Raw genomic sequence first — 26,995 nt, forward strand, 5'->3', positions numbered from 1 at the left:
ACATATGCGACATTTGACAGGATATGTTTCATGTGGTCGGATCGGTTTGCATGGGTCGTCTTCGCGTTTGGCCTGCCCGGATGTCCGGCGCTTGCGCAAGGCGACCTGCTGCGCGTCGAACTGGTCGCAGCCCAGGAACAGACGGTCAGGCTTGACCTGCAACTGTCCGGCAGCATCGCGGCGACAGACAGCGTGCAGATGAGCTTTCGTCAGGCCGGGCGCGTGACCCGCGTGCTGGTGGACGAAGGCGACCGCGTGGCCCGGGGTCAGGAACTGGCGCGGCTGGATTCGGTCCAGCAGGACGAAGCCCTGCGCGTGGCCAGGGCGGGGCTGGATGCCGCGCAGGCCGGGCTGTCCCAGGCCCGCCAGGCCAGCGATCGCGCCGAAGGCCTGCTTGCGCGTGGCGTCGGCACCCGCGCTGCGCGCGATGATGCCCTGCGCGTCCTGTCCGAGGCGCAGGGAACGCTGGAACGCGCGGAAAGCACGCTGGACCAGGCCCGAAGGGCGGTTCAGGACACCATCCTGCGCGCGCCCCAGGACGGGGTCGTGACCGCCCGCGACATGGCGCCGGGCCAGATCGTCGGTGCCGCGCAACCGGTCCTAACCCTTGCGGTTCTGGACGGGCTGGAAGCGGTGTTCGACGCCCCCGACCATCCCCGGCTGGACAACGCCATGGGCGGACAGGTCCGGCTTGACACCATCGACATCGACCACCCGGAAATGCAGGGCAGGGTCACGGAAATCTCGCCCCTGGTGGATCCTGCGACAGGAACGGTGACGATCCGCGTTGCCATCGAGGATGTGTCCGCCGATACCGCCCTGCTGGGCGCGGCGGTGCGGGGGCACCTGGACATTGCCGTGGATCGGGGCATCGCGGTGCCCTGGACGGCGCTGATGCGTGACGGCGACCATCCGGCCGTCTGGCGCGTCGATGCCGACAACCGCGTCAGCCTTGTGCCCGTCACCATCGGTCAGTTCACCAATGGCGTCGTGTATCTGTCCGACGGCATCGCGCCGGGCGATGTCGTGGTGGGCGCCGGCTCGCAATTGCTGTATCCCGGACGCCAGGTCCAGAAGGCCGAGGTGCTGCCGTGAAGGCGCTGATCGTCCTGGCGGCGACCCTGGCATTGTCCTTGCCCGCCCATGCGCTGGGATGGCCCTCCTGGCTGGGCTTCGAATCCCGGGCCGACGAACCCCTTCCCCCCCGCCCCGTCGTGTCCGAGATTGTCGAGGATCGGGGCCATGACGCACGCTGGGTTCCCGGCGTGGTGGCGTCCCGGACGCAGGTGACGATGGCTTTCCAGACGCTTGGCCGGATGGTCTCGCGCCCGGTCGATCTGGGCGACCGGGTCGAACAGGGGGATGTGCTTGCCAATCTGGCATCCGAGGATCTGGCCGCGACGACCCGCGCCGCCGAAGCCGCCCTTGCCGCGGCCGAGGTTCAGCGCGACACCGCCCGCCTGGCGTTGGAGCGCGCCCAGGCCCTGGTCGCCCGCAACGTCGCCAGCACCGCGCAACTGGAACAGGCCCAACGCGCCGCCGCCGCCGCCGAGGCCGGGGCCGAACAGGCCCGCTCGGCCCTGGTTCAGGCCCGCGACGCCGAAGGCTATGCCCGCATGACGGCGCCTTTTTCGGGCGTGGTCAGCGCCGTCTACGAAGTTCCGGGCAGCGTTCTGGGTGCGGGAACGCCTGTCCTGCAACTGTCGGCCGAGGATCAGCGCGAAGCCGTGATCGACCTGCCCGAAGCGGCCCTTGCGGGCTTGCCCGTGGATGCGGTCTTTTCGATCTGGCAACGGACCGATCCCGACCGCCAGGTGCGGGCGGTCCTGAACCGGGTCGATCCGATCGCGGATGCAGCGACCCGGACGCGCAGGCTGTATCTGACCCTTCCGGCGGATGCGCCGTTTCGCCTGGGCGCCCTGATCCGGGCGCGGCTGGGCACCGCCAGCGAACCGGTGCTGACATTTTCCAGCGCGGCGATCTTCCAGCGGGACGGCAGGCCCCATGTCTGGCGCGTGCAGCGCCGCGAGAACGGCGCCCATGTCGAGGCCGTTCCCGTTTCCATCGCCGGAGATTTCCAGGGCCGCATCCTGCTTGCACAAGGGTTGGAGCCGGGGGACGAGGTGGTCATTCGGGGCGTCAATTCCCTGACGGACGGTCAGCCGGTCGGGGAAAGGGTCCAGCCGTGAAGCGTTTCAACCTGTCGGACTGGGCGCTGAACCATCGCAGCTTCGTCTGGTTCCTGCTGATCGTCTCGCTGATCGCGGGAACCATCAGCTACAACAACCTGGGCCGCGAGGAAGACCCGAACTTCACCATCAAGATCATGGTGATCAGGGCGGCCCTGCCCGGCGCCACCGTGGAAGAAACGCTGACCCAGGTCACCACGCGCATCGAAACGAAGCTCGAGGAACTGGACGAGCTGTATTTCACCCGGTCCGTCACCATGCCGGGCCAGGCGGTCGTCTATCTGGAACTGCTGCCGACGACGCGGGGTCCGCAGGTGCCCGAAATCTGGAAGCGCGTGCGCCAGATGATGTCGGACATCCGCCCGGACTTCCCCCAGGAATTCGCGGGCTTCCAGTTCAACGACGATTTCGGCGACGTGTTCGGCAACATCTATGCCTTCACCGCCGACGGATACAGCCCGCGCGAATTGCGCGACCGGGTGGAACGCATCCGCAAGCAGGTCGCGGCACTGGACGCCGTTGGCAAGACCGAGATCCTGGGCGAACAGGCCGAGCAGATCTATCTTGAATTCTCGGCGGCGCGTCTGGCCGCGCTTGGCCTGAACCAGCAGCAGGTCGTGGCAACCCTGGCCCAGCAGAACGCCATCGCGCCCTCCGGGGTGATCCAGGCGGGACCGGAACAGGTGCTGGTCCGCGTGGGCGGCCAGTTCGACGACGCGGAGGCGATCGCCGCCGTCAACCTGCGCGTGGGCGAGCGGTTCTTCAACCTGGGCGACGTGGCCACCGTCCGGCGCGGCTATGAAGACCCGCCGCAATCGCTGTTCCGATACAACGGCCAACCCGCCATCGGCTTGCAGATCGGGATGCGCGACGGCGAGAACATCCTGGAATTCGGGCGTGAACTGGATGCGCTGATGGCCCGCGTCGAGGCCGACCTGCCCATCGGGATCGAGATGGCCAAGGTTGCCGACCAGCCGCATGTGGTGGAAGACGCGGTCGGCCACTTCGTCACCGCCCTGGCCGAGGCGGTGGCGATCGTGCTGGTCGTCAGCTTCGTCAGCCTGGGCTTCCGCGCGGGCTTCGTCGTGACGCTGACGATCCCGCTGGTGCTGGCGATCACCTTCGTGATCCTGGATCTGTACGGCATCACGCTGCAACGCATCTCTCTGGGGGCGCTGATCATCGCGCTTGGGCTGTTGGTCGATGACGCGATGATCGCCATCGAGACGATGATTTCCCGGCTGGAGATCGGCGAATCGCTGGAAAAGGCCGCCAGCTATGCCTGGACCTCGATCGCATTCCCGATGCTGACGGGGACGCTGGTTACCGTCGCCGGCTTCATCCCGATCGGCTTGAACAGTTCGGCCGCGGGCGAGTTCACCTTTTCGCTGTTCGTGGTGATCGCCGTGTCGCTGGTGGTGTCCTGGGTGGTGGCCGTGCTGTTCGCGCCCCTCCTGGGCGTGACCTTCCTGCGCCGCTATGACGCCCATCATGAACAAAAGCCAGGCTGGTTGCGGCGGCGGTTCCACGCGGTGCTTTGGTGGTCGATGCGCTTCAAGTGGATCGTGATCGTCGTCACGCTGGCGTTGTTCGCCCTGTCCGTCTGGGGAATGCGCTTTGTCGAGCAGCAGTTCTTCCCCACATCGGACCGGACCGAGGTTCTGGTCGATATCGTCGAGCGCCAGAATACCTCGATCGCCAGGACGCGCAAGGACATGGACCGCCTGGAACAGGTCCTTGCGGGGAACGGGGACGTGATGTTCTGGACATCCTATGTCGGCACCGGGGCGCCGCGCTTCGTGCTGGCGATGGATGTGCCGACGCCCGGTCCCTATATGGGCCAGATCGTGATCCAGACCCCGGATCTGGCGGCCCGGGACCGGGTCAAGGCGCTGCTGATGGACAAGGCCGCGCGCGAATTTCCAGGTGTCGATATCTATGTGAAGAACCTGGAAATTGGGCCTCCGGTCGGCAAGCCGGTGCAGTACCGGGTCAGCGCGCCCGATGCCGACGCGGCCCGCGATGCCGCCCGCCGACTGGCCGCCGTCCTGGCGCAAGAGCCGCGGCTGCGCGACATCTCGATGGACTGGAACGAGCCTGCCCGCGTGGTGCGGCTGGAAATCGACCAGGACCAGGTGCGGCGGCTGGGCCTGACCAGCCAGGACGTGGCCGACACGCTGTCGGCGCTGTTTTCGGGCCAGCTCATCACCCAGTTGCGCGACGACATCTTCCTGATCGACGTCGTGGGACGGGGGCAGGCCGAAGACCGCACTTCGATCGAATCCATCCGCAACCTGCAACTGCGGCTGCCGAATGGCGGGGGAACGCCGCTGTCCTCGGTCGTGTCGCTGGACTATGCGACCGAACAGCCGCTGATCGCGCAGCGCAACGGCCTGCCGACCGTCACCGTCAAGGCCGCCATATCCACCAAGGACCAGCCCGCCACGCTGGTCAACGCCCTGGTCCCGGCCGTGGCCGAATTTCAGGCCAGCCTGCCCACGGACGTGACCATCACGGTGGGCGGAACGGTCGAAACCTCGGCCGACAGCCAGGAACCCATCGCCGCCGTGGTGCCGGTGATGCTGCTGGTCATGGCGCTTCTGGTGATGGCGCAGATGCAAAGCTTCCGGCTGTCGCTGATCGTCTTCGCCGCCGCGCCCCTGGGCCTGATCGGCGTGGTCGCGGTGCTGGTGCCCTTCGGCGTGCCGATGGGCTTTGTCGCTATCCTGGGAATCCTGGCGCTGATCGGCATCCTGATCCGCAATTCCATCATCCTGGTCCACGAGATCCAGGAGCTGCTGCACAAGGGCCGCAGCCAGTGGCAGGCCGTGTTCGAGGCATCCGACAGCCGCGCCCGGCCCATCCTGCTGACGGCCGCGGCGGCATCGCTGGCGCTGATCCCGATCTCGCGCCAGGTGTTCTGGGGGCCGATGGCGTTTTCGATGATGGGCGGCATTATCGCGGGCACGCTGATCACGCTGGTCTTCGTGCCCGCGCTCTATTGCGCGGTGATGCGGGTCAGGCCCGACCCGCAGGGCCAGGGCCAGGGCCAGGGCTGACCGGCGCCGGTCAGTCCAGGACCGGGAAGAACTTGTCGGACAGCGTGAAGATCTCGCAGCCGTCGGCGGTCACGCCGATGGCATGTTCGAACTGCGCCGACAGCGACTTGTCGCGGGTCACGGCGGTCCAGTCGTCGGCCAGGACCTTGGTTTCGGGGCGGCCCAGGTTGATCATCGGCTCGATGGTGAAGAACATGCCTTCCTCCAGCACCGGGCCTTTGCCGGGGCGGCCGAAATGCAGCACGTTGGGGGGCGCGTGGAAGACCCGGCCCAGCCCGTGGCCGCAGAAGTCGCGCACCACCGACATGCCGCGTCCTTCCGCGTAAGACTGGATGGCCGCGCCGATATCGCCGAAGGTGGCGCCGGGGCGCACGGCCTCGATCCCTTTCATCAGCGCGTCATGCGTGACCTGGATCAGCCGCTTGGCTTTGATCGGTGCCTTGCCCGCCACATACATCCGGCTGGTGTCGCCATACCAGCCGTCCACGATCACCGTCACGTCGATGTTCAGGATGTCGCCATTCGCAAGCACCTTGTCGCCGGGAATGCCGTGGCAGACCACATGATTGACGCTGATGCAGCTTGCATGTTCATAGCCGCGATAGCCGATCGTGGCCGAGGTGACATCCAGTTCCGCGATGCGGCGGGTGATGAAATCGTCAAGCGCGCCAGTCGTCACGCCCGGCTGGACCAGGGGCCCCACCTCGTCCAGGATCTGCGACGCCACGGCCCCGGCCTTGTGCATCCCGGCGAAATCCTCGCGCGCGTGGATGCGGATGCCTTCCTTGGTGATGTGGCTCTGGTCCATCGAAGATCCCTTTCGTCTGGCCGCATAGATAGACCCGGAAGCCCACTTGTTCCAGCCCCGTGCGTGCGCATAGATGCAGGCAGCACAGGTTTCAGGGGGCGGGGCGATGCAATCCGACAATCCGACGGCGGCGATCCTGGTGATCGGGGACGAAATCCTGTCCGGCCGCACCCGCGAAGGTAACGCCCATCATCTGGCGCAGGTGCTGTCCGCGACGGGCTTCGACCTGCGCGAGATCCGCGTGGTGGCCGACGATCATCCCCGGATCGTCGCGGCCATCCGTGCCTTGGACCGCAGCCTGGGCGGGGATTACGACCTGTTGTTCACCAGCGGCGGGATCGGCCCGACGCATGACGACATCACCGCCGATGCCGTGGCCGACGCGCATGGCACCACGGTCGAAATCCACCCCGAAGCGCGCGCCCTGCTGCAGGCCCGCTGCGACCGGATGGGAACCGAACTGACGGAAAACCGCCTGCGCATGGCCCGCATCCCGGTGGGCGCCACGCTGATCGACAATGCGGTATCGGCCGCGCCGGGTTTTTCCATCGGCAACACGCATGTCATGGCAGGCGTCCCCGAGGTGTTTCGCGGCATGGTCGATTGGCTGATCCCGCGCCTGTCCGCCGGCCGCCCCGTGCAGTCGCAAAGCGTCGAGGTCCGGCGCGGCGAAAGCGACGTGGCCGAGGGGTTGAGGGCCGTGGCGGACGATTATCCCGACTTGTCGCTGGGCTCATATCCCTTCCAGGATCCGACCGGCTGGGGCACCAACCTTGTGGTGCGGGGCCTTGATGCGGATCGCGTGGCCCAGGCGATGGCGGCGCTGAAACAGCGGCTGGGCCTGTGATGGACGCGGCCCTGGCCCGGGCCTTCGAGGAGACCTGGCCCGCGGCGGAATACGCCGATGCCGGGGGTTTCCGCCTGGGCCGGGGCCTGGGTGCAGGCGGGCGGGTCAGTTCGGCCCGGGCGGTGGGCCCTTGGAAGCCGGACGACATCGCCGGGGTCGAGGCGATCCATCGCGGCTGGGACCAGCCCCCGATGTTCCGCGTCCTGGACGGGGATGCGGCCCTGATCGCCGCCCTGACGGCAGCCGGATACCGGCGCGAGACGCCGACCGCGATCATGCAGGCACCGGTCGCCTTGCTGGCAGGCCAGACAATTCCTGTCCTGACCACCTTCGCGATCTGGCCGCCCCTGGCGATCCAGCGGGACATCTGGGGGGCGGGCAACATCGACCCGATGCGGCAGGCGGTCATGGACCGGGTGTCCGGTCCAAGGACCGCCATTCTGGGCCGCATCGACGACCGCGCGGCGGGCGCGGCCTTTGCCGCGATTGCGGCAGGGGTGGCGATGGTTCATGCGGTCGAGGTGCTGCCCGCCTTCCGCCGCCGCGGCCTTGCGGGCTGGATGATGCGGCAGGTGGCCCAATGGGCAGCGAACCACGGGGCGACCCGGATCGGCCTGGCCGTCAGCCGGGCCAACGGCGGCGCCAGGGCCACTTATGACCGGCTGGGGTTCACCGAGGTCGCCGGATATGCCTATTACGCCAAGAACCTATAGGGCGGCGCGGATGCTGGCGGCGATCAGCGCGGGCACCTGGGGCGCAAGGCCGATGGGGTCCAGGCGCGGGCCGGTGAAGCCCGCCTGATCCAGTGCCTCGGGCAGGTCGTCCAGCACATGTTCCGCCCGCAGCGCGAAGAAGGGCAGGCTGACCGCGCGGTCCAGCCCGCGCGCGGCATCGGCGATGAATGGTTCCTGTTCCACGAAGCCTGTGACGACGCGGGCGAAATGCGGCGCGATGGTTTCGGCCAGGGCGGTCGTGATGGTGAAGGACGCCTGAGAGCGTTGCGAGCCGTGCGCCGACAGCAGCAGGGTCGTGTCCTGCGGCGTCCATCCCTGTTCGGTTGCCGCAGCGTGGGCCTGTGCCACGATCAGGCCGGGCAGGGCCGGGTCGGTGCCGAAGGGGCGCAGCACCCGCGCCTTGCCTGCGCCGGCCTGGGCCAGCCTGCGGGGCAGTTCGCTGCGCGTGAACCAGCCTTCGGCCATGAACATCGGATAGATCAGGCAGTCGTCGTCGGCCGCCGCCGCCAGGGCGCCCGGCATCGCCAGCGTCGCGCCCACGACTTCGCAGCCGGGATCACAGGCGGCGACATGGGCGGCCAGATCCTCGATGGCCTGCTGCTGGGGGCCGGGATCGCCGGGCTGGCCGTGCGAGACGATGACGGCCTTGGAAACCATGGCGCGCGTCATTGGCGGAAATGCCGGGCCAGGGGCTCGGGCATCGGAAACTCCTCCAATGCCCGCGCGCGGCCTTCGGGGGACATCTTGGCGGCGGTCTTCTGGATGATGCGGTCCATCTTCTCGTCCGGGATGGCCGCCATGAAGTCGCCCAGATACCAGCGGATGAAGGTGAAGCAGATCACGTCCTCAAGCGCTTGCACCTGATCGTCGCGCTTGAGGCCCTGCTTGGTCAGCATCCTGCGGGCCTGGTCGATGTCGTCCTGGCTATAGCCCGCATCCGCCATGATCCCCGCGATGCGGTCGGCATGGCGGCGGCCCTGTTCCTGGCGCCATTGCAGATAGCCCGCCCGGTCCATCGGATAGGCGTCGCGCGGCAAAAGCCAGCGTTCGATATGCTGCCCCCGGCAGGCGATGCGCAGCACCTCCGAAGCCTGGGGAAAGAGGTGCTGCTGTTGTTCCGTCATCCGCTGGCCGTAAAGCAGGTTGGCGGGCTGGCCGTCGTCGAGGTTCGGGTCCTGCGCATTGGCGGCGTCGATGGCCTGGAAGGCGTGGTCAAGGCGTGTGGTCATGGCGCGTCCTTTTTGCCGCAGTTTCACCTTCTGGCGCTGCGCTTCGCAAGCGGCTAGAGGAAGGACATGACCGGATGGACCGAATATATCGCCGCTTGGGCCTGTTTCCTGGGCGCCCACATGATCCCCGCGCTGCCGGGGCCGCGCGGCTGGCTGGTCGCCCGACTGGGGCGGCGGGGCTATCTGGCGGCCTTCAGCCTGCTGTCGATCGGGCTTCTGTACTGGCTGATCCTGGCTGCGGGACGCGCGCCCTATGTGCATCTGTGGGACCAGCCGGGCTGGAGCCGCTGGCTGGTCAACATCGCCATGCCCGCCGCGATCCTGCTGGGGTCGCTTGCGGTCGGCATGTCGGGGCTGGTCGCGGCCTTGGCGCTGTGGGCGGGTTCGCATCTGGTCGCCAATGGCGATCTGGCCCATGCGGTCTTCTTCGGCGGGATGGGGGTCTTTGCCCTGTCGGGCGTGGCGCGGTCGGGGTTGCCAGGCGCGTTCCGCGTGACCTGGCAACGGCTGCTGCTGGCCGTGGTGATCTGGGCGGCGCTGTTGCACCTGCATCCGCTGGTGATCGGCGTGTCGCCGCTGCCTGCCTGACGGCAGGCAAAGGCCGGGGGCGTTTCGCCCCCCGGACCCCCCGAGGATATTTGATCCAAAGTGAAATCAGGCCAGGCGAAAGCCGTCGGGGATGGCGTCATGGCCGTCCAGGATCAGGTCGGCCATCACCTGCGCGATCTTGGGCGCCATGCCGAAGCCGATCTTGAAGCCGCCATTGGCGACGAAATGGCCGGGGCGGCCCGGCCAAGGGCCAAGGATCGGAGCGCGGCTGCGCGCGCGAGGGCGGGCGCCCGCCCAGCGGTCGATCACCGGGGCGTCGCGCAGTTGCGGGCAGATCGCGCGGGCCTTGGCGACCAGGGCGTCGATCCGGTCGTCAGGGTCCAGGTGGTCATAGTCGTTTTCCGATGTCGAGCCGACCGCCACCGTGCCATCCGCGTGGGGCACGATGTGCAGGGTTTCGGCAAAGACCTGCGGTGCATCCGGCACAGCGTATCGCAGCAGCGCCGACTGGCCCTTGACGCCCTTGCCGATCGGGCGGCCCAGGTCGCGCGACAGATCCGCAAGCCCCGGCGTGCCGGTCGCCCAGAGGACCGGACCGGCCGGGTCACCGGGGGCCTGGCCCTCGACGATCTCTCCGCCCCGGTTGCGGATCGCCTGGGCAAGCGCGGCTCCGGCGGCGCGGGGCGCAAGGCGCGCGGTCAGCCGGTCGAACAGCCAGAGGCCCGAGGGGCTGTCGGGCACCAGGTTGCCCGCCGGGGCCTTGGTCAGGTGCATCGCGCAGTTCGCGGGCCAGCGGTCCGTCGCAGCGGCGATGCGGCCGGCCAGGCGGTCTGCGGCGGCGGCATCGGCCAAGGGTTGCAGCCGGCCGGTGCGGGCAAAGCCGGTGGGCAGGCCAGCGGCTTCCCCGACCCCTGCCCAGAAGGTGGGGGCCATCAGCAGGCTGTCCAGTTGGAAGGCCTTCTTGGGATTCCAGTTCTCGGGCGCGTGGGGGGCAAGCGCGCCCACATGGCCGCCCGATGATCCGGCGCCGATCCGCGCGGCCTCGATCAGCCGGACGCTTGCGCCGCGCCGGGTCATCTCCCAGGCGCAGCAAAGGCCGAAGATGCCGCCGCCGATGATCGTGACGCTTGTCAAGACATGTCCCTTTCCCCTAGCTGCGGGCATGAGCGCGTTATCCGATCCCGACCCCGCCCGCCACCCGCAGCTTGACTGGCGCGAGGGCGGCATCCCCGTGTCCACCCGTTTCGACGACCCCTATTTCAGCCTTGCGGGCGGGCTGGCGGAAACGCGGCATGTCTTTCTGGACGGCAACGAGTTGCCCGGGCGGCTGCGGCCGGGCTTTCACGTCGCGGAACTGGGCTTCGGGACCGGGTTGAACTGCCTGGCCCTGGCGCAGGTGGCGACAGTCCCCGTGGTGATGACCAGTTTCGAGGCCTGGCCCATGAGCATCGCGCAGCTTGAACAGGCCCATGCCGCCTTTCCCGAACTGGCGGACCTTGCTGCCCGGCTTCGCGCAGGCTGGGGGTCCGATGAGATCCAGGTGGGCCAGGTCCGGTTGCGGCTGGTGATCGGGGATGTCGCGCAGACCTTGCCCGGCTGGCAGGGCAGGGCGGATGCCTGGTTCCTGGACGGCTTTTCCCCCGCCAAGAACCCCGAGATGTGGGGGGACGAGATCATGGCCCATGTCGGGCGCTGCACCGCGCCGGGGGGCAGCTTTGCGACCTATACGGCGGCGGGTGGGGTGCGGCGGGCGCTGACCGATGCCGGTTTCCGGGTGGAACGCCGCCCCGGCTTTGGCCGCAAGCGCCACATGAGCGTGGGTGTCAGGCCCTAGCGGCCCACGCGCGGGATGCGGGTGGGGGCATAGACCACCTCGGGGTGCGGCGGGTGGCCGTGGGTGCGTGCCCAGAAGGCCCGTCCGCCAAGGCGCAGGAAGTGCGGCAGGGCCAGAACGACCCCCGCCAGAAAGCCCCCGGCATGGGCCCAATAGGCGACGCCGCCCCCGGCGGTGGGGGTGGTGTAGCCGCCGAAGACCTGGATCGCCAGCCAGACGCCCAGGACGATCCAGGCGGGCAGGGTGAAGACCTTGAAGAAGATGATGAAGATCGCAAGGATATCGACCTTGGCGCGGGGAAACAGCAGCAGATAGCCGCCCATCACGCCCGCGATGGCGCCCGATGCCCCGACCATGGGGATGGTCGAGAACGGGTCCGCCGCAATCTGGGCCGTAGCCGCCACCAGCCCGGCCAGCAGATAGAAGACCAGAAAGCCAAGGCGGCCAAGCTGTTCTTCCAGGTTGTCGCCGAAGATGTACAGAAACAGAAGGTTGCCGACCAGGTGCATGATCCCGCCATGCAGGAACATGTGGGTCACCAGCCCCCACAGCAGTTCCCCATTGACCACCGCCAAGGGATAAAGCGCCAGCCGCACCCACAGCCATTCGCCCCCCGCCACCATCGGCAGGGTGGACAGATACAGGATGATGTTGGCCGCGATCAGCCCATAGGTGATCCAGGGCCTTTGTTCCGACGGGTTGTGGTCCCGGATCGGAAACACCGGGCTATTGCCCCTCGGACCGGGCCAGGGCGATGCGTTCGCGTCCCTCGGGGTCGGTCAGGGCGAGGCCGTCGCCAGTGCGGCGGGCGGCCGTGATGCTGCCCATGGCATTGCCGAAGCGAACCTCGGCCATGTTGCGGTCCTGTTCGGCGCAGGCCATGCGGGTCATGACCATGCCGCTGACGCCCATGGCGCCACCGTTTTCGGTCAACTGGCCGCTGTAGCGGTTGCAGGGCGCGCGCCCGGTGACGCGGCCGCCTTCGCCCACCTCCAGCGTGACGCCGGCGGGGGCGGGGGCGCCGTCGATGCGGGTGACCACATAGCTGTCGCCGGGACGCAGCATGGCGACCGACCGTTCGCCCGCGTCCTGGCAGGCGGCAAGGCTGGCCATGGCGGCAAGCAGGGCAAGGGGGCGGGTGATCGTCATGCGGTCCTCGGGCAGCGTGCAGGGCCAGCATCGCCCGCCCCGCCGCCCGGCGCAAGGGCGGGCCTGTTCGGGGCAGGAATGCTGCGCTAGCATCCGCCAAACCCGAAGGGAGAGCGATTCCGATGACGACCATGACCGACCGCAAGAACGCCGCCATTTCGCGCGGCGTGGGCATGACTACCCAGATCTATGCCGAACGGGCCGAGAATGCCGAGATCTGGGACAAGGACGGCAACCGCTATATCGACTTTGCCGCCGGGATCGCGGTCGTGAACACCGGCCACCGCCATCCCAAGGTCATCGAGGCCGTGAAGGCGCAGCTGGACCGCTTTACCCATACCTGCCACCAGGTCGTGCCTTATGAAAACTATGTCGCGCTGGCGGAACGGCTGAACAGCCTGGTTCCCGGCGATTTCGACAAGAAAACGATCTTCGCCACCACCGGCGCCGAGGCGGTGGAAAACGCCATCAAGATCGCCCGCCATTATACCGGCCGCCCCGGCATCGTCAGCTTTGCGGGCGGGTTCCATGGGCGGACCTTCATGGGCATGGCGCTGACCGGCAAGGTCCAGCCCTACAAGGCGGGCTTCGGGCCGATGATGCCCGATGTCTGGCACCTTCCGTTCCCGAACCCCTTGCACGGTGTTTCCAAGGAGGATGCGCTGAAGGCGCTGCAGCAACTGTTCAAGGCCGACCTGGAACCCGCCCGCGTGGCCGCCATCATCGTGGAACCCGTGCAAGGCGAGGGCGGCTTCTACGAGGTGCCGCAGGGTTTCATGGCGGAACTGCGTGCGCTGTGCGACCACCACGTGATGCTGCTGATCGCGGACGAGGTGCAGACCGGTTTCGCCCGTACCGGCAAGCTGTTCGCGATGGAACATCACGGCGTCGCGGCCGACCTGGTGACCATGGCCAAGGGCCTGGGCGGCGGCCTGCCGATCAGCGCCGTCACGGGGCGGGCCGAGGTGATGGACAGCCCCCATCCCGGCGGCCTTGGCGGCACCTATGCAGGCAATCCGCTTGGCGTTGCCGCCGCCCATGCCGTTCTGGACGTGATCGAGGAAGAAGGCCTTTGCGACCGCGCCACCCGCCTGGGCCAGCGCCTGAAGCAGCGTCTGGCCGCCGCGCGCGACCGGATCCCGCAGATCGCCGACATCCGCGGCCCCGGCTTCATGAACGCGGTCGAATTCAACCTGCCCGGCAGCGGCAGTCCCAACCCCGACTTCACCAACAAGGTGCGAGAGGAGGCGCTTAAGCGAGGCCTGATCCTGCTGACCTGCGGCGTCTATGGCAACGTGGTGCGCTTCCTGGCGCCCCTGACCATCCCGGACGCGGTGTTCGAGGAGGCGCTGGATATTCTGGACGAAAGCCTGCTGGCCGCAAGGGGGTAGGGCATGGACGCCGGGCCTGTCGAAACAGGCAGGCCCTTGCTTTCGCCAGCCAAAGACCAGTCCCTGCAAAACACCCCCGGCACCCTTGCTGGCCCGGCGTCGCCGATTACATGCAAGGGGCCGATGGATTTTCGCCTTGTTCTTGACCAAGGACGATTGTCTTTAGGGGCGCAGCCCGATCAGGAATTCAAGGAACGGCCATGGCGGAACGCAAATGCATCGGGGTTATCCTGGGGTCGATCCGGGAAGGGCGCATCAACGACCGCGTGGCATATTGGGTGATCCGCCAACTGGAAATCCACGGCTTCGCCACGCGCACCATCGACCCCGCCGATCCCGACCTGCTGCCGGTGCAGATGGGGGACGGGGCGGCGATCAGGCGCCTGCGCGACCGGATGGCCGACCTTGACGGCTTCGTCATCGTGACGCCCGAATACAACCACGCCGAACCCGGCCACCTGAAGACGCTGATCGACAGCGTCACCGCCGAATGGTGGGGGCGGCCCGTGGGGCTGATCGGCTATGGCGGCCTTTCGGGCGGGTTGCGGGCGCTTGAGGCCTTGCGGATCATCCTGGCGGAACTGCATACCGTCACGCTGCGCGACACGGTCAGCTTCGCCTCGCCCTGGCGGAAATTCGACGAACTGGGGCACATGACCGATCCCAACGACGCCGCCGCGGCCGAGGCGGCAATGGCGGTCTTTGCGCATCGGCTGGACTGGTGGGTCGAGGCCCTGGCGAATGCGCGCCACGCGCGCCCCTATCACCCCGAGGACGAGTGAAAGGACAAGACGATGACCGCGATCATCCAGATCGAGAACCTGTCCAAGCAATATGACAGCGGCACCCGCGCGCTGAGCGACGTGTCCCTGTCGATCGAGGAGGGCGAGATCATCGCCCTGCTGGGCCCGAACGGGGCGGGCAAGACCACGCTGATCTCCATCATCTGCGGGCTGGTGGTGCCGACCGGAGGCCGGGTGCTGGTGGGCGGCCACGATATCCGCACGGACTGGCGCGCCGCGCGCAAGCTGATCGGGCTGGTCCCGCAGGAAATCGCGCTGGAGCCGTTCGAGAAGGTCATCAACTGCGTCCGCTTCACCCGCGGCCTTTACGGCGAAGGCCCCGACGACGCCTATATCGAACAGGTGCTGCGCAGCCTTGCCCTGTGGGACAAGCGCGATGCCATGACCCGCGAATTGTCGGGGGGCATGAAGCGGCGCGTGCTGATCGCCAAGGCCCTGTCGCACCGGCCCAAGGTCCTGTTCCTGGACGAACCCACCGCGGGCGTGGACGTGGCCCTGCGCCGCGAGATGTGGGAGGTCGTGGACCAGCTTCGCCGCGACGGCGTGACCATCATCCTGACCACCCATTACCTTGAGGAAGCCGAGGAAATGGCCGACCGCATCGGCGTGATCAACAAGGGCCGGCTTCTGCTGGTCAAGCCCACGGCGGACCTGATGGGCGAATTCGGGAAGAAGACCCTGACCATCGAACTGACCGCGCCCTTGACGATGATCCCCGATGAACTGCTGGGCCGCGGCCTGCGCTTGTCGCCAGACGGCCGTGCGCTGACCTATGAATACGACACCCGCGCCGACCGGACCGGCATTGCGCGCCTGCTGGGCGATCTGGCGGGGCAGGGGATCATGGTGCGCGACGTATCCACCCGGCAGTCCAGCCTGGAAGAAGTGTTCATGACGCTGGTCAGCGAACCGCGTCAGGAGGTGACGGCATGAGCGGTGTCAACTGGCCCGGCGTCTGGGCGATCTTTCATCACGAGATGATGCGGTTCTTCCGCACGGTCATGCAGTCGCTGCTGTCGCCGGTCGTGTCCACGGTGCTTTACTTCGTGGTCTTCGGCGCCGCCATCGGCGGGCGCATCCAGTCGGTCGAGGGCGTGGAATACGGCGCCTTCATCGTGCCCGGACTGATGATGCTGACGATCCTTCAGCAGTCGGTCAGCAATGCCAGCTTCGGCATCTATTTCCCCAAGTTCAGCGGCACGATCTATGAATACCTGGTGTCCCCCGTGGGCTGGATCGAGGTGACGCTGGGCTTTGTCGGTGCAGCGGCGATGAAGGCCGTGCTGATCGCCCTGGTGATCCTGCTGACCAGTTTCTTCTTCGTGGGGGTCCACATCCTGCACCCGTTCTGGATGCTGGCCTTCCTGATCCTGACGGCCACGGGCTTCAGCCTGCTGGGCTTCATCATCGGCCTATGGGCGAAGAGCTTCGAGCAGTTGCAGATCGTGCCGATGATGGTGATCACGCCCTTGGTGTTTCTGGGCGGCGCGTTCTATTCGGCGGACATGCTGCCGCCATTCTGGGAAGGCGTCGCCAAGCTGAACCCGGTCCTTTACCTCGTGTCGGGCTTTCGCTGGTCGTTCTTCGGCCTTGCGGACGTGCCGGTGGGCGTGTCCCTGGTGGCGGTCAGCCTGATGATCGCGGTCTGCTGCCTGGCGATCCGCTGGATCTTTGCGACCGGCTGGCGGCTGCGCGAGTGAGCCGGTCTGCTGGCCCCGACAGATCTTGGCCTGCGGATCCAGCCTGACATATTGCTGGGCGGTGATCACCTGCATCTCCAGTGACCGGTTCCAGCCCCCGAACCAGCGGTCGCGGATGCCGCCGCGATAGTAGTTGCCCATGATCTCGTCCACCAGCGGCGGGATGATCTGGGTGTTCGGAATGCGCGGGGCGTGAAAGCCGATCCGCGACATTCCCCCAAGGCAGGAATTGGGCAGCGTCGTCAGGATCGTGCAGGCCGATCGGCAATAACCCCGGATGCGGACCGTCTTGCCCGATTGGGCCAGCCTTTCGCGCAGTTGCACCATCTGCAGCACATTGCCGCCGCGGTGGTTCACCACGTCGATGAAGCGGCCGCGCTCGACGATGTCGGCTTGGGAAGCGGCGGGGATTGCGGCGCTCAGCGCGGCAGCCAGGGTCAGGATCAGGCGAAATCGTGTCATGGGGCCATCTTGCCGATTGATCGCGCAAGGGAAAATCACGTTCTGGCGACGGTCCTGCCCCTTGCACGCCGACCCAACGTCAGACCAGCCCGGGCGGTTGCGCCATCACGATATCCGCCAGCACCATCGACCCCAGCACAAGGCCGATCACGATCCATCCACCAATCTTCTTCATGCCCTTCATGATGGGCCGCAGGGCGATCCTGAAAAGCCCGCCTCGCGGGAATGTCAGGGCAGGGCCGTCTCTCCTCTTTTCTGATCGCACCGAATCACCTATTTGCGGCGGATGCACATGAACCCGCCCGACCTGCGCCCCGACCTGGCCCGCGCCCGCATTTCCGATGACAGCCTTCTGGGGCGCCGCGAAGGCCAGCCGACCATCGGCATGGTCTCTCTGGGTTGTCCCAAGGCGCTTGTGGACAGCGAACGCATCCTGACCCGCCTGCGGGCCGAAGGCTATGCGATCAGCCCCGACTACAAGGGGGCGGATGCGGTGATCGTGAACACCTGCGGCTTCCTGGACAGTGCCAAGGCGGAGTCGCTGGACGCCATCGGCGAGGCGCTACGCGAGAACGGCAAGGTTTTGGTCACCGGCTGCCTGGGGGCGGAACCCGAATACATCACCGGCGCGCATCCGAAGGTCCTGGCCGTCACCGGCCCCCATCAGTACGAGGCTGTGCTGGATGCGGTCCATGCCGCCGTGCCGCCGCAGCCCGATCCCTTCATCGACCTGCTGCCCGCATCGGGCGTCAGCCTGACACCGCGCCATTACAGCTATCTGAAGATTTCGGAAGGCTGCAATCACAAGTGCAAGTTCTGCATCATCCCTGACATGCGCGGACGCCTTGTCAGCCGCCCGGCCCATGCCATCGTCCGCGAGGCGGAAAAGCTGGTGCAGGCGGGCGTCAGGGAACTGCTGGTCATCTCGCAGGACACCAGTGCCTATGGCCTTGACCTGCGGCACGCGACGGATCGGGGGCACCGCGCCCATATCACCGACCTGGCGCGCGATCTGGGATCGCTGGGGGCCTGGGTGCGGCTGCATTACGTTTATCCCTATCCGCATGTGCGCGACCTGATCCCGCTGATGGCGGAAGGGCTGGTGCTGCCCTATCTGGACATCCCCTTCCAGCACGCCCACCCGGATGTGCTGCGCCGCATGGCCCGGCCAGCGGCCGCGGCCAGGACGCTGGACGAGATCGCCGCCTGGCGCGCCATCTGCCCCGACATCACCCTTCGGTCCACCTTCATCGTCGGCTATCCCGGCGAAACCGAGGCCGAGTTCCAGACCCTGCTGGACTGGCTGGACGAGGCGCAACTGGATCGCGTCGGCGCCTTCCAGTACGAAAACGTCAAGGGTGCGCGGGCCAACGACCTGCCCGACCATGTGCCTGCGGAGGTGAAGCAGGACCGCTTCGACCGCTTCATGGAAAAGGCGCAGGCCATTTCCGAAGCCAGGCTGGCCGCCAAGGTCGGCACCCGGCTGGAGGTGATCGTGGACAGCGTGGACGATCAGGGCGCCACCTGCCGCACCAAGGCCGACGCGCCGGAAATCGACGGCAACCTGTTCATCGACGAGGGTTTCGATACGCTGTCGCCGGGCGACATCGTGACGGTGACCGTGGACGAGGCCGGCGAATACGACCTGTGGGGGCGGCTGTAACGGCAGCCACCTTGGCGGTGGCGGCGGGCGGGCCTGTCCGATAAAGGGTATCGGGAACAGCTAAACCCCTGACCGGAGGCCGGTTTGACAAGCGCGTCCGACGATCTTCTGGCCACCGCAGGCGCGGTGCGGTTCGGCACGGTCCTGGCCGATCCGCCCTGGCAGTTCCAGAACCGCACCGGCAAGATAGCCCCCGAACACAAGCGCCTGTCGCGTTACCCCACGATGACCCTGGACGATATCTGCGCCCTGCCGGTGGCCCGCATCGCCGATGCCCGGTCGCATCTTTATCTGTGGGTGCCCAATGCCCTGCTGCCCGAAGGGCTGAAGGTGATGGAAAGCTGGGGATTCACCTACAAGTCGAACCTGATCTGGTACAAGACCCGCAAGGACGGCGGCCCCGACCGGCGCGGCGTGGGCTTCTACTTCCGCAACGTGACCGAGATCCTGCTGTTCGGCGTGCGCGGCAAGGACGTGCGGACGCTGGACCCGGGCCGCAGCCAGGAAAACGTCATCGCCACCCAGAAGCGCGAACACTCGCGCAAGCCGGACGAGCAATATCCCCTGATCGAGGCCTGCAGTTGGGGCCCGCGCCTGGAAATGTTCGCGCGCGGCCCGCGCAAGGGATGGACCGTCTGGGGCAACCAGGCCGAGGATTACCAGCCCGACTGGCCGACCTATTCCAACCATTCCCAAAGCAATGCGGTGAAACTGCGGTGAGCGATGGGGGGCCGATGCCTGACGGGCAGCCGCGCAAGCCGGGCGCGCTGTGCATCGGCGCGCAGAAGGCGGGCACAAGCTGGCTGGCGCAGATGCTGGGCCAGCACCCGCAGGTCTGGATCCCGCCTTTCAAGGAGGTGCAGTATTTCAATCACCTTTTCATCCCTGAACACCGCCGCTGGATCGCCTGGCATTACCGCCAGAAACCGCAGGAAATCCGCGACCGCCATGCGCGGCGCGGCATCCCCATGCCGCCGGAACTAGACGCCTATCTGAACGGCGCAACGCGTGGAAAAATGTTCCACAACCAGTGGTACAAGCGCATCTTCGCGCCTGCGCCACCCTCTGCCATGCCGATGGACTTCACCCCGGAATATTCGACCCTGCCGGTCGAGGGCGTGGATTATGTCGCGAACTTCCTGCCCAAGGCCAAGATCATCTATCTGATCCGTCATCCGGTGGACCGGGCCATTTCGCAACTGCGCATGAACCTGCAACGCGAAAGGCGCCAGCCCCGGACGCTTGCCGACTGGATGGCGGAACTCGACAATCCGGTGCTGTATGACCGGGGCGATTATGCCAGCTATCTGCCCCGCTGGCAGGCGCGGTATCCCGGCATGCTGGTCCTGCCCTTCGGCCGCATCGCCCGCGAGCCGCAAGCCGTGATGGATGCGGTCGAGGCCCATTTGGGCATCAACCCCTGGCCTTATGCGAACATGACCGAAAGGGTCTTTGCCAACCGCGATTCGCTGCAACTTCCCTCGCAGGCCATTGCAGCCCTGGAAACCCGCCTGGCCCCGCAACTGGACTTCCTGAAAGATCACCTGGGCGCCGATTTCCTGGCCCAGACACGCTGACCTTTTCCCGGCCCCCGCTTTCGCCTACATAGCCGCAAAGCTTTGGCAGGAGATTCCGATGGCGTCCTATCAGTTCGTCTACCACATGGACGGCGTGTCCAAGACCTATCCCGGCGGCAAGAAGGTCTTCGAAAACATCCGCCTCAACTTCCTGCCGGGCGTCAAGATCGGCGTCGTCGGCGTCAACGGCGCGGGTAAATCGACCCTGCTGCGCGTCATGGCCGGCTGGGACAAGGATTTCACCGGCGAGGCCTGGGCCGCCAAGGGCGCGACCGTGGGCTACCTGCCGCAGGAACCGGAACTGGATCCGGCGCTGAACGTGCGCGGCAACGTGATGGAAGGCGTGAAGGCCAAGCAGGCCAAGCTGGACCGCTATAACGAACTGGCCATGAACTACTCGGACGAGACCGCCGAGGAGATGGCGCGCCTTCAGGACGAGATCGACGCCGAGAACCTGTGGGATCTGGACAGCCAGGTGGACGTCGCGATGGAGGCGCTGCGCTGCCCGCCGGACGATGCCGACGTGACCAGCCTGTCGGGCGGTGAACGCCGCCGGGTGGCGCTGTGCAAGCTGCTGCTGGAAGCGCCCGACATGCTGCTTCTGGACGAACCGACCAACCACCTGGACGCGGAAACCATCGCCTGGCTGCAAAAGCACCTGATCGAATACAAGGGCACGATCCTGATCGTGACCCATGACCGCTATTTCCTGGACGACATCACCAGCTGGATCCTGGAACTGGATCGCGGCCGCGGCATCCCCTACGAGGGCAACTATTCCGCCTGGCTGGAACAGAAGGCCAAGCGGCTGGAACAGGAATCGCGCGAGGACAAGTCCAAGCAGAAGACCCTGGAACGCGAGCTTGAATGGATCCGCGCCGGCGCCAAGGCGCGCCAGGCCAAGCAGAAGGCCCGGATCAACGCCTATAACGAACTGGCCAGCCAGTCCGAGCGCGAGAAGCTGTCGCGCGCCCAGATCATCATCCCGAACGGTGAACGCCTGGGCAACCGCGTGATCGAGGTGTCGGGCCTGAAGAAGGCCATGGGCGACAAGCTTCTGATCGAGGATCTGGACTTCGCCCTGCCGCCCGGCGGCATCGTGGGCGTGATCGGCCCGAACGGCGCGGGCAAGTCCACGCTGTTCCGCATGCTGACCGGCCAGGAAAAACCCGATGCCGGGGAGATCGCCTATGGCGACACGGTGCAACTGTCCTATGTGGACCAGTCCCGCGATGCCCTGGACGCCCAGAAAACCGTGTGGGAGGAGATCTCCGGCGGGGCCGAGCAGATCGTCCTGGGCGACGCGTCGATGAACAGCCGCGCCTATTGCAGCGCCTTCAACTTCAAGGGCGGAGACCAGCAGAAGAAGGTGGGCCAGCTCTCAGGCGGCGAACGCAACCGCGTCCACATGGCGAAGCTGCTGAAATCCGGCGGCAACGTGTTGCTGCTGGACGAACCGACCAACGACCTGGACGTGGAAACCCTGCAGGCCCTGGAAGCCGCGCTGGAGGATTTCGCTGGCTGCGCCGTCATCATCAGCCACGACCGCTTCTTCCTGGACCGTCTTTGCACGCATATCCTGGCTTTTGAAGGGGATGCGCATGTCGAGTGGTTCGAGGGGAACTTCGAGGCTTATGAAGCCGACAAGGTACGCAGGCTTGGGCCGGACAGCATCGAGCCGAAGCGGGTGAAGTACAAGAAGTTTGCGCGGTAAGATGTAAGCAAACGTAGGGTGCGTGCTTCGCACGCACCGTTCCCGTGCAGTGATGGTGCGTGAAATCACGCATCCTACCTATGACCGGCGGTTAACCCCCCATCCACCGGTGCGGTTTAGACCAATCTTCGCCAGAACACGCAACGCCTTCCGGCGTTGCGCAGCCTTCAGGCGTTGACCGGCGGCTTGCCGGGGCAGTTTGCCAGGATCGTGGTGCCGGGCGCGGCGGCTTCGGGCGCCAGGGTCGGCGCGGCGAGGGCCGGGGCTGCCAGCAGGCAGGCGGTCAGGGTCGTCAGGGCAAGTTTCTTCATGGACGTTCCTTTCCTGTCATTGGGTAACGCAGCGTGACCCGAATCGCGCCTGCCGCAAACACACAGCCGCGTTACCGGACCTTGCCCGTCCATCCCGGCGGACGCTTGCCCACCCAGTCGAAGAAGCGCCGCAAGTCGGGATGGGCGCGCAGCGCCTCGACCGTGGCATAGTTGCGGGCGAGTTCCGTCTCGCTCAGCGTCTTGTGGATGGTCTTGTGGCAGACATGGTGCAGCAGCACCGTTTCGCCGCCCTTGCCGCCGCGCAGCTTGGGGACCAGGTGATGGCGGCTTTGCGGCACGCCCGGCGGGATCGGGCGCAGGCACAGCGGGCAGACGGGATCATCCGCCATGGGGTCACGCTGCGGCCAGCATCCGGTCGAAACTGCACAGCGCCAGGCCCTCGGCCGTCAGGTAGTCGAAATGCCGTTCCAGGGCGCGTTCCACGTCGGACCGGCTCGCCTTGGACATGCCGCGCTTGCGCAGGATCTCGGGCGCGTGGCGGGGGGTGTCATTGTCGCCGCGATGGGTCACGATATTTGGGAAATGCGGGTCGGTGACGGCCACCAGCCGGGTCGGGATGGCGTAATGTCCGTAATCGAAGATCGTGCGCGACGAATGCCGGATCGCCGCGCCCGCGCTGAAGAAGGGGCTGTACCAGTTATAGATGCCCTCGGTCGGCCCGTCGGTGATGCAATAGAAGATCGACGGAAAGCTGACCGCGAAATGGGCATTGCGCCACATGCAGGCGGCGTGGCGACGCAACCGGCGGATGTAGTCCCGGGACACGCAGTCGTCGTCGTCCAGCCGGAACTGCACCGTATCGGCCAGATCCAGTCCGATGTCGGGGGCGGCCTGATGGATCGCCTCGGACACATGGATGGGCGGCAGGAAGCGCAGCACCACCTGCTCGACCCCGCGGCAGATAGCCTCGAGCCGGGCGCGATATCGTTCCGGCATCCGGTCCGAGGACACGACCAGCAGACGGAAATCCGCATCGCTTTGGTTGGCAAGTGACCGCAGGGTCAGATGTTCGAACGTCGCCAGCCGGGATTCCAGGCGTTCGGGCGAAAACAGGTCTTTCGACTGTTCCAGATAGATCGCCTCGAGCGCCTCGTCAGGCTGGTTCCGATAAGCCTTCCAGTCCCCCCGGCCCAGCATGGAAAAGCGGCAGACGCCCAGGATCCTGATGTCGCGATCGTTCATGGCCTGTCCTTCGGATTCATGTGATGCGGCCCCACCCCGATGCGGACAAGATCGCCCTGATGCTTCGCCGCGATCCCCGACAGGCTTTCGGCCATGTCCTGTTCCGTCGGACCCTGCCATTGCTTGGGATCGTCGATCAGCCCGTGCCGGTGCAATCCCGTTGCAAGGGCTGTATGATCAAGCTCTCCCCAGCTCAGATGGTTCGAGGAGGCCGCGCCGTTTTCCACCCAGTTTGCCGCCAGGGCGTCGATGATGACCGGATCGCGCCCGATCATGCCGCTGATCTGGGCGGCGATGGCTTCATGGGCCTTGTTGTCACGGCGCAGGATGAAGGCGATCGTTTTCGAGGGATCGGCCACCATTCCCGCGATATGAAAGGCGGAACTGTCCACGCCGACGATATGGGTCGCCGACTTGTAGAAGCGCAACTGGTCCCGAAGATCCATCTTTTCGGGATGCATGACCGTATAGCCGTTCTCGATCATGTTGCGTTCGATGGTCCTTTCGCACAGAACGCCGCCGCGGCCGTTGAACTTCGTGCGCGAGATATAGATCTTGCGCGGCGGGTCCTGCGGCAACGCCTGCGCCATCGTCTTCATGGTGTCGCGGAATTCCGGGGTTCCCCTGGCGATCCGTCCCAGCCCGAAGCCTTGCCCCGGAACCACAAGTTCCTCGACCACGACCGGTTCGCGGACCAGGCGTTCCGGCGCAGTCACGCCCAGAAGCCCCCATAACTGTGTCTGATAGGCCTGGAAGGCCAGCAGCTTGTCGTGCTTGGGGATGAACAGGACGCTGTCAATGCCAGGCTGGTCATAGGCCCAGCAGCGAGACATGGTTTCGGTCATGAAATGTCCGAAATGCCCGTAATACAGACCGCCCCACAGATGGCGCCCCGAAAGCGCGGCCGCGGGTCTTGCGGGCTTTTCCAAGGCACGCGTCATGCGGATGCCGCCGCGCCAGGTCGAGGCGTGAAGCACGTCCTCGCCCTCGGCGGTCACGACACCGCAACACGGACGCCCGACCGCCTGATCGGGTGGAAAGACCCAGGCATTCTTCAGGGTCACGAACTCACGCGACCAACCGGTATCGGGAAGTGGTTCGCTCATCGCTTGTTCTTGCCCCCGGCCGATCCGTTCCGTACGCAATGGTCTTAGACAATCGGAAGCCGTGATTAAAGCCGGAACCTGACCGGCGGCTAGACCCACTCCCAAGGCCGGGTGAATTCCCCCAGCTTCGCCTTGACCGCATCCTCGTCCATGGCCCCGCCGCGTGCCAGCCGCGCCACCAGGCCGCGCTTCTTGTCCTCAATGACCTCGGACACATGGGCGCCGGTGCCCTCCAGGGCGGCGTCATAGATGCGCTTGATCGCAAGGCGGCGCAGATCGGGCTTGAAGATCTTGCCCACGGCGGTCTTGGGCAGTTCGGGCAGGATCTCGACATGCTTGGGGATGGCGGCGCGTTCGTGGATGTGGGTCTTGGCGTGATCCAGCAGTTCCGCCTCGGTGGCGGTGGCCCCGGCCACCAGTTCGACATAAACGCAGGGCAGTTCGCCCGCGAAGCTGTCGGGCTGCCCGATGGCGCCGGCAAAGGCCACGGCGGGATGGGACAGCATCGCCTCCTCGATCTCGGCGGGGTCGATGTTGTGGCCGCCCCGGATGATCAGATCCTTGGCCCGCCCGGTGATCCACAGATAGCCGTCGTGATCCAGCCGCCCCAGGTCGCCGGTGCGCAGATAGATGTCCTCGGCGAACAGTTTGTGGTTCTTGTCGGCCTCTGTATAGGTGGACCCCGGAAAGACGCCGGGATTGGCCACGCAGATCTCGCCCACGACGTCGGTGGGACATTCATGCACCTTGCCCGCGTCGTCGTGGTTGAGGATGCGGACATGGGTATAGGGCAGGGGAATGCCGACCGAGCCGACCTTCTTCATGCCGTCCACGGGATTGCAGCTGACAAGGCAGGTCGCCTCGGTCAGGCCGTAACCTTCGGCGATCTCGACCCCGGTGGCGGACTTGAAGCGGTTGTAAAGCTCGATCGGCAGGGGGGCCGACCCCGAGATCGCGGTTTTCAGCGATGACACGTCGGCATTGACCGGCCGCTGCATCAGCGCAGAGATCGCGGTCGGCACGGTGATCAGGAAGGTCGCCTGCCAGCGTTCGATCAGCTTCCAGAAGTTGTCGAAGACACCGTCGCCCCGGTATCCGGCCGGGGTGGGCATCACCACATGCGCCCCCGAGGCGATGCAGGACATCAGCACCGGATAGGCCGCGAAGACGTGGAACATCGGCAGCGGGCACATCAGCACGTCGTTTTCGTCGAACAGCAGCGATCCGCCCAGCCAGCCGTTGTAGATCATGCCCGAATACTTGTGCTGCGCGACCTTGGGCGTGCCGGTGGTGCCGCCGGTGTGGAAATAGGCCGCGACGCGGTCCTGCTGCACGTCGTCGAAATCCAGGCGCGTGTGCTTTTCGGCACTGGTGGCGGCCTCGAAGTTCAGCACCTTGGCCTTGTGGCGGCGCTTCACGCGCGGGCGGATCAGCGGCACGATCCAGCGTTTCAGCCCGCGCAGATGGCGGTTCAGGTCCACCTCGATCACATGGGTGACGTTCGGGGCCAGGGCCACCGCCTCGGCCGCCTTCTGGGCCACGTCGGTCTTGGGGAATGCGCGCAGCGTCACCAGCACCTTGGCGCGGGTTTCGCGCAGGATGCCCGCGATCTGCTGGGCGTCCAGCAGCGGGTTGATCGGGTTGACGATGCCGGCGGTCGCGCCAGCCAGCAGGACCACCGGCGTCTCGATGCTGTTGGGCAGAAGATAGGCCACGGTGTCGGTCGGGCCGACGCCCAGCTTGCGGAACAGGTTGGCGGTCTCGGTGACGCGTTCCAGCAAGTCCTGCCAGGTCAGGGTCGTGGCGTGGCTTTTCGGATCGGACAGAAGCTGGAAGCTGATCGCGGGCCGGTCGGGAAAGCGTTCGGCGGTGCGGGCCAGAAAGCCATGGATCGTGACCGGCAGGCCCCGCGCGTCGTAAGGCATTTCCGCTTCCAGGGCGTTGCGGTCGTCATAGCTGCAAAAGCGCGTCATATTTCCCCCTCCCACCGGGATCACCCTCCTGATCCCGCTTTTCAATACAATGGGCTATCGGCGGGAAAGGGGGCAATAGGCTTGTCCGCGGGGCGCGGCGAAACGCGGCGTCAGGTCGTCATTCCTGCGGGATGCGCAGGGTCTGGCCCGGATAGATCTTGTCGGGGTCCGTCAGCATCGGCCGGTTCGCCTCGAAGATGGCGTTGTATTTGCTGGCGCTGCCCAGATAGGCCTTGGCGATGGCCGAAAGGGTCTCGCCCTTCTTGACGGTGTGGAAGACGGGGGCCTTGCCTGCTTCCACTCCGGCCTCGGGCAGGTCGGCCTCGACCTTGGCGATGCCTTCGATGTTGCCCACGGCCAGGATCAGCTTTTCAAGGGTCTCGCGGTCGGCGCCCTTGCTTTCGATCTTGACGGTGTCGCCGCCGCGCAGGGTCAGGTGAACGTCGTCCTTGTCCAGGTTCAGCGCCCTGAGTTCCGCCTTGAGCGCCGCGACCTTGCGGGTCGTTTCGGGATCCTGCGGGGCCTTGCCTGCCGCAGGGGCCGGGGCGGGCTTTGCCTCGGCGGCTTCGGCTTTGCCAAAGACCGATTTCCCGGCGTCCTTGACGAAATCCCAGATGGCCATGATGCGTCCTTTCGGATGTTTCTGAATGGTTTGACAAAAAACGCGGGATTGATCCAAGCGTTCCATGTGGCC

The 26,995-nt window shown here is 66.4% G+C and carries 27 protein-coding genes; 15 read left to right on the plus strand and 12 right to left on the minus strand.

Annotated elements, in window-relative coordinates; translation table 11 throughout:
* The first annotated feature begins 30 nt into the window (after positions 1 to 30).
* The 3 genes from IEX25_RS01490 to IEX25_RS01500 are packed head-to-tail and all read left to right on the plus strand — an operon-like array spanning position 31 to position 5,248.
* Positions 31 to 1,095, plus strand: a complete 1,065-nt coding sequence (locus IEX25_RS01490; protein ID WP_188713737.1) for an efflux RND transporter periplasmic adaptor subunit — start codon at positions 31 to 33, stop codon at positions 1,093 to 1,095.
* Positions 1,092 to 2,189 (plus strand): efflux RND transporter periplasmic adaptor subunit, encoded by a 1,098-nt coding sequence (locus IEX25_RS01495; RefSeq protein ID WP_188713738.1) that lies wholly within the window; start codon positions 1,092 to 1,094, stop codon positions 2,187 to 2,189. Before IEX25_RS01490 ends, IEX25_RS01495 begins: the two co-directional genes overlap by 4 nt.
* Positions 2,186 to 5,248: an efflux RND transporter permease subunit gene (locus tag IEX25_RS01500; RefSeq protein ID WP_188713739.1), complete on the plus strand. Its 3,063-nt coding sequence runs from the start codon at positions 2,186 to 2,188 to the stop codon at positions 5,246 to 5,248. The genes IEX25_RS01495 and IEX25_RS01500 overlap by 4 nt, the downstream gene beginning before the upstream one ends.
* A gap of 10 nt (positions 5,249 to 5,258) precedes the next feature.
* On the opposite strand, the gene map is transcribed toward IEX25_RS01500, so the two are convergent.
* Positions 5,259 to 6,056, minus strand: coding sequence for a type I methionyl aminopeptidase (gene map, locus IEX25_RS01505; protein ID WP_188713740.1), 798 nt, complete (start codon positions 6,054 to 6,056; stop codon positions 5,259 to 5,261).
* Positions 6,057 to 6,162: 106 nt separating this feature from the next.
* Here map and IEX25_RS01510 point away from each other — a divergent pair, with 106 nt between their 5' ends.
* Both IEX25_RS01510 and IEX25_RS01515 read left to right on the plus strand, forming a co-directional pair.
* Positions 6,163 to 6,903 (plus strand): competence/damage-inducible protein A, encoded by a 741-nt coding sequence (locus IEX25_RS01510; protein WP_103171810.1) that lies wholly within the window; start codon positions 6,163 to 6,165, stop codon positions 6,901 to 6,903.
* Positions 6,903 to 7,616: a GNAT family N-acetyltransferase gene (locus IEX25_RS01515; RefSeq protein ID WP_188713741.1), complete on the plus strand. Its 714-nt coding sequence runs from the start codon at positions 6,903 to 6,905 to the stop codon at positions 7,614 to 7,616. Before IEX25_RS01510 ends, IEX25_RS01515 begins: the two co-directional genes overlap by 1 nt.
* On the opposite strand, the gene IEX25_RS01520 is transcribed toward IEX25_RS01515, so the two are convergent.
* Positions 7,611 to 8,294, minus strand: coding sequence for a CbiX/SirB N-terminal domain-containing protein (locus IEX25_RS01520; protein ID WP_188713990.1), 684 nt, complete (start codon positions 8,292 to 8,294; stop codon positions 7,611 to 7,613). The two genes, IEX25_RS01515 and IEX25_RS01520, sit on opposite strands and share 6 nt — an antisense overlap.
* An 8-nt stretch (positions 8,295 to 8,302) precedes the next feature.
* Positions 8,303 to 8,866: a DUF4202 domain-containing protein gene (locus IEX25_RS01525; RefSeq protein WP_188713742.1), complete on the minus strand. Its 564-nt coding sequence runs from the start codon at positions 8,864 to 8,866 to the stop codon at positions 8,303 to 8,305.
* A 66-nt stretch (positions 8,867 to 8,932) separates the two neighbouring features.
* Between IEX25_RS01525 and IEX25_RS01530 the strand changes: the two genes are divergently transcribed.
* Positions 8,933 to 9,454: an NnrU family protein gene (locus IEX25_RS01530; protein ID WP_188713743.1), complete on the plus strand. Its 522-nt coding sequence runs from the start codon at positions 8,933 to 8,935 to the stop codon at positions 9,452 to 9,454.
* A 66-nt stretch (positions 9,455 to 9,520) separates the two neighbouring features.
* On the opposite strand, the gene IEX25_RS01535 is transcribed toward IEX25_RS01530, so the two are convergent.
* The gene (locus IEX25_RS01535; protein ID WP_188713744.1) at positions 9,521 to 10,579 is read right to left on the minus strand and encodes an NAD(P)/FAD-dependent oxidoreductase; all 1,059 of its coding nucleotides are present in this window, start codon (positions 10,577 to 10,579) and stop codon (positions 9,521 to 9,523) included.
* On the opposite strand from IEX25_RS01535, the gene mnmC2 reads away from it, so the two are divergent.
* The gene (gene mnmC2, locus IEX25_RS01540; RefSeq protein ID WP_188713745.1) at positions 10,578 to 11,249 is read left to right on the plus strand and encodes a tRNA (5-methylaminomethyl-2-thiouridine)(34)-methyltransferase MnmC2; all 672 of its coding nucleotides are present in this window, start codon (positions 10,578 to 10,580) and stop codon (positions 11,247 to 11,249) included. The genes IEX25_RS01535 and mnmC2 overlap by 2 nt on opposite strands.
* Here mnmC2 and IEX25_RS01545 read toward each other — a convergent pair.
* Together IEX25_RS01545 and IEX25_RS01550 are read right to left on the minus strand one after the other, a co-directional pair.
* A complete protein-coding gene (locus IEX25_RS01545; RefSeq protein WP_188713746.1) occupies positions 11,246 to 11,971 on the minus strand; it encodes a rhomboid family intramembrane serine protease in 726 nt (241 codons plus the stop codon). The two genes, mnmC2 and IEX25_RS01545, sit on opposite strands and share 4 nt — an antisense overlap.
* Positions 11,972 to 11,975: 4 nt before the next feature.
* On the minus strand, positions 11,976 to 12,398 hold the full coding sequence (locus tag IEX25_RS01550; protein ID WP_188713747.1) for an META domain-containing protein: 423 nt from the start codon (positions 12,396 to 12,398) through the stop codon (positions 11,976 to 11,978).
* A 122-nt stretch (positions 12,399 to 12,520) separates the two neighbouring features.
* Here IEX25_RS01550 and IEX25_RS01555 point away from each other — a divergent pair, with 122 nt between their 5' ends.
* The 8 genes from IEX25_RS01555 (at position 12,521) to ettA (ending at position 21,708) form a co-directional block, all read left to right on the plus strand.
* Positions 12,521 to 13,789, plus strand: coding sequence for a 4-aminobutyrate--2-oxoglutarate transaminase (locus tag IEX25_RS01555; protein ID WP_188713748.1), 1,269 nt, complete (start codon positions 12,521 to 12,523; stop codon positions 13,787 to 13,789).
* A gap of 200 nt (positions 13,790 to 13,989) precedes the next feature.
* A complete protein-coding gene (locus IEX25_RS01560; protein ID WP_188713749.1) occupies positions 13,990 to 14,571 on the plus strand; it encodes an NADPH-dependent FMN reductase in 582 nt (193 codons plus the stop codon).
* 12 nt (positions 14,572 to 14,583) lie between these two features.
* A complete protein-coding gene (locus IEX25_RS01565) occupies positions 14,584 to 15,525 on the plus strand; it encodes an ABC transporter ATP-binding protein (RefSeq protein ID WP_103171799.1) in 942 nt (313 codons plus the stop codon).
* A complete protein-coding gene (locus tag IEX25_RS01570) occupies positions 15,522 to 16,292 on the plus strand; it encodes an ABC transporter permease (protein ID WP_188713750.1) in 771 nt (256 codons plus the stop codon). Before IEX25_RS01565 ends, IEX25_RS01570 begins: the two co-directional genes overlap by 4 nt.
* 748 nt (positions 16,293 to 17,040) lie before the next feature.
* On the plus strand, positions 17,041 to 18,417 hold the full coding sequence (gene rimO, locus IEX25_RS01575) for a 30S ribosomal protein S12 methylthiotransferase RimO (RefSeq protein WP_188713751.1): 1,377 nt from the start codon (positions 17,041 to 17,043) through the stop codon (positions 18,415 to 18,417).
* Between the two features lie 84 nt (positions 18,418 to 18,501).
* Complete coding sequence (locus IEX25_RS01580; RefSeq protein WP_188713752.1) at positions 18,502 to 19,137, plus strand: MT-A70 family methyltransferase; 636 nt, start codon at positions 18,502 to 18,504, stop codon at positions 19,135 to 19,137.
* Positions 19,138 to 19,151: 14 nt separating this feature from the next.
* Positions 19,152 to 19,994, plus strand: a complete 843-nt coding sequence (locus IEX25_RS01585; RefSeq protein ID WP_188713753.1) for a sulfotransferase family protein — start codon at positions 19,152 to 19,154, stop codon at positions 19,992 to 19,994.
* A 58-nt stretch (positions 19,995 to 20,052) separates the two neighbouring features.
* Positions 20,053 to 21,708: an energy-dependent translational throttle protein EttA gene (ettA, locus tag IEX25_RS01590; RefSeq protein ID WP_103171794.1), complete on the plus strand. Its 1,656-nt coding sequence runs from the start codon at positions 20,053 to 20,055 to the stop codon at positions 21,706 to 21,708.
* A gap of 167 nt (positions 21,709 to 21,875) precedes the next feature.
* Here the strand turns inward: ettA and IEX25_RS01595 are convergent, their stop codons facing one another.
* The 6 genes from IEX25_RS01595 to lysM all read right to left on the minus strand — a co-directional run bounded on the left by IEX25_RS01595 (position 21,876) and on the right by lysM (position 26,923).
* Positions 21,876 to 22,019 (minus strand): hypothetical protein, encoded by a 144-nt coding sequence (locus IEX25_RS01595; RefSeq protein ID WP_158247952.1) that lies wholly within the window; start codon positions 22,017 to 22,019, stop codon positions 21,876 to 21,878.
* Positions 22,020 to 22,090: 71 nt separating this feature from the next.
* Positions 22,091 to 22,369 (minus strand): HNH endonuclease family protein, encoded by a 279-nt coding sequence (locus IEX25_RS01600; RefSeq protein WP_188713754.1) that lies wholly within the window; start codon positions 22,367 to 22,369, stop codon positions 22,091 to 22,093.
* A gap of 4 nt (positions 22,370 to 22,373) precedes the next feature.
* The gene (locus tag IEX25_RS01605; RefSeq protein WP_188713755.1) at positions 22,374 to 23,222 is read right to left on the minus strand and encodes a glycosyltransferase; all 849 of its coding nucleotides are present in this window, start codon (positions 23,220 to 23,222) and stop codon (positions 22,374 to 22,376) included.
* Positions 23,219 to 24,328, minus strand: a complete 1,110-nt coding sequence (locus IEX25_RS01610; RefSeq protein ID WP_188713756.1) for a glycosyltransferase 61 family protein — start codon at positions 24,326 to 24,328, stop codon at positions 23,219 to 23,221. Before IEX25_RS01610 ends, IEX25_RS01605 begins: the two co-directional genes overlap by 4 nt.
* Positions 24,329 to 24,417: 89 nt before the next feature.
* On the minus strand, positions 24,418 to 26,301 hold the full coding sequence (locus tag IEX25_RS01615; RefSeq protein WP_188713757.1) for an acyl-CoA synthetase: 1,884 nt from the start codon (positions 26,299 to 26,301) through the stop codon (positions 24,418 to 24,420).
* 118 nt (positions 26,302 to 26,419) lie between these two features.
* On the minus strand, positions 26,420 to 26,923 hold the full coding sequence (lysM, locus tag IEX25_RS01620; RefSeq protein ID WP_103171789.1) for a peptidoglycan-binding protein LysM: 504 nt from the start codon (positions 26,921 to 26,923) through the stop codon (positions 26,420 to 26,422).
* Positions 26,924 to 26,995: the final 72 nt, after the last annotated feature.

Source organism: Paracoccus acridae, from assembly GCF_014642735.1.
GTDB classification, from domain to species: domain Bacteria; phylum Pseudomonadota; class Alphaproteobacteria; order Rhodobacterales; family Rhodobacteraceae; genus Paracoccus; species Paracoccus acridae.